2 protein-coding genes and 1 pseudogene are annotated in these 2,430 nt (G+C 71.2%); all 3 read left to right on the forward strand.

Annotation, left to right across the window (positions count from 1 at the left end):
- Positions 1 to 240: pseudogene (locus E1289_RS37260) on the forward strand (hypothetical protein); the annotation flags it as partial.
- 294 nt (positions 241 to 534) lie between these two features.
- The gene (locus E1289_RS37265) at positions 535 to 1,314 is read left to right on the forward strand and encodes an electron transfer flavoprotein subunit beta/FixA family protein (RefSeq protein ID WP_131988845.1); all 780 of its coding nucleotides are present in this window, start codon (positions 535 to 537) and stop codon (positions 1,312 to 1,314) included.
- A gap of 23 nt (positions 1,315 to 1,337) precedes the next feature.
- Positions 1,338 to 2,288: an electron transfer flavoprotein subunit alpha/FixB family protein gene (locus E1289_RS37270; protein ID WP_131988847.1), complete on the forward strand. Its 951-nt coding sequence runs from the start codon at positions 1,338 to 1,340 to the stop codon at positions 2,286 to 2,288.
- The last annotated feature ends 142 nt before the right edge of the window (positions 2,289 to 2,430 follow it).

The raw sequence follows: 2,430 nt of genomic DNA on the forward strand, positions 1-2,430 counted from the left end.
GCGGTGCTGTGGACGGGGCTGGGCGTCGGCGCTCCCCGCCGGCAGCTGGAGCGGATGTTCCTGCCGGTCGTGCGGCGGCCCCGGCGGCTCGCGGCGGCGGTCGCCATCCTCGGCGGCCTCGCCCTGCTCGCGGGGGTCGGCGCGCTGGCGCTGACGCCGAGCTTCGCCCCGCTGTACGGGCTGCAGGGCTCGGTGGAGGGCGCCCTGGACCGCCTGCAGACCGCCGTCAACAGGTTCTGAGGCGGTCGGTAGGTGCTGCGGCGTGAAGTGCGTCACCCCGGATCCGGGACGCCCCGGACCGGGCAAACCCGGCGGCCAGGTGGGTAAGGTCTCACAAGCTGGAATTTGCCAGTAGGCTACTGACTAGTAACATAGTGCTGCACGGCCCTATCAGGGACCCGGCTCCGAAGCGCGTTCGGGTGTTTGGCAGGCTGTGACTTCGAGAACGCACGTCCGCGTCGACCCGCCCAGGGGCGGCGCCCCTCTGCCGCTCACCAAGCGGCCAACTGAGTGCAGGGAGGTCGGCCACCGGCCATGAACATCGTCGTCCTGGTGAAGCAGGTTCCCGATACGGAGAGCCCGCGCAAGCTGAAGTCCGATGACAGCACGCTCGACCGCGCCGCGGCTGACGGCGTCATCAACGAGCTCGATGAGTACGCGATCGAAGAGGCGCTGCGCATCAAGGAGGCCCAGGGCGGCGAGGTGACCGTTCTGACCATGGGCCCCGACAAGGCGACCGACTCGATCCGCAAGTCCCTGGCCATGGGCGCGGACAAGGCCGTGCACCTCGTCGACGACGGCCTCGCCGGCTCCGACGCGCTGCAGACCTCGTACGCCATCCAGCAGGCCCTCGGCCGCACCGGCTTCGACCTGGTGATCCTCGGCTCGGAGTCCACCGACGCGCGCACCGGCGTCCTCGCCGCGATGCTCGCCGAGCGGCTCGGCGTCCCGCAGGTCTCGCTCGCCAACAAGGTCGAGATCGAGGGGACGTCCATCAAGGCGCAGCGGCAGACCGACTACGGCTTCGACCGGGTCGAGGCGAGCCTGCCCGCGGTCGTCAGCGTCGTCGAGAAGATCAACGAGCCGCGCTACCCCTCGTTCAAGGGGATCATGGCGGCCAAGAAGAAGCCGGTCGAGACGCTCGGCCTGGGCGACGCCGGCATCGACGCCTCGCAGGTGGGCCTGGCGAACGCCGCCACCGAGGTGGTCGACTTCGCCGAGGCGCCCCCGCGCGCCAAGGGTGAGATCGTCACCGACGAGGGCGACGGCGGCGCGCGGATCGCCGAGTTCCTCGCGTCGAAGAAGTTCGTCTGACCGGGGAAGGGGATTAACGAACAATGGCGGAGATTCTCGTCCTCGTCGACCATGTCGACGGTGAGGTCAAGAAGGTCACGCTCGAACTGCTGACGCTGGCGAACCGGCTCGGCGAGGCCGCCGCGGTATGGGTCGGCCCGGGCTACGAGAACGCGAAGGACCGGCTCGCCGAGTACGGCGCCGGCAAGGTCTACGTGGCCGCCGACGAGGAGCTCACCTCCTACGTCGTCGCCCCGAAGGCCGCGCTGCTCGCGCAGCTCGTCGCGGACAAGTCCCCCGCCGCGGTGCTGGTCGCCGCGACCGGCGAGGGCAAGGAGGTCGCCGGCCGGCTCGCGGTCAAGACCGGCTCCGGTGTGCTCACCGACGTCGTGGACGTCGCCGACGGCTTCGTCGCCGAGCACTCCATCTTCGGTGGCGCGATCATCTCGCACGCCAAGGTGCGCACCGGCACGCCGGTCATCGCCGTCCGGCCCAACTCGGTCGCCCCGGAGGCGTCCTCCGCCAGCCCGGTGGAGGAGCAGGTCTCGGTCACCCTGTCGGACGCCGACAAGGGTGCCAGGATCGTGGAGAAGGTCGTCCAGGAGAAGGGCGAGCGCCCGGACCTGACCGAGGCCGGGATCGTCGTCTCCGGCGGCCGCGGCGTCGGCGGCGCCGACAACTTCTCGATCATCGAGGGCCTGGCCGACTCGCTCGGCGCGGCGGTCGGCGCGTCCCGTGCCGCGACCGACGCCGGGTGGTACCCGCACTCGTTCCAGGTCGGGCAGACCGGCAAGACCGTGTCGCCGCAGCTGTACATCGCGGTCGGCATCTCCGGCGCCATCCAGCACCGGGCCGGCATGCAGACCTCGAAGACCATCGTCGCCATCAACAAGGACCCCGAGGCGCCGATCTTCGAGCTCGTCGACTACGGCATCGTGGGCGACCTGTTCCAGGTCGCGCCGCAGCTCACCGAGGAGATCAACAAGCGCAAGTGATCTTCGTGTGACGGGTGGGCCCCGGCGACCGGTGTCGCGGGGGCCCACGCGCGTCCCGGGGGCGGATCAGGCCGGGACGGGCTCGGGCCGGGTGTCGCCCGGGTCCGCCGCGGGGGCCTCGGCGGGGGCCTCGGCGGGCGCC

Origin of the sequence: Actinomadura sp. 6K520 (assembly GCF_004349245.1) — a bacterium.
Classification (GTDB): domain Bacteria; phylum Actinomycetota; class Actinomycetes; order Streptosporangiales; family Streptosporangiaceae; genus Spirillospora.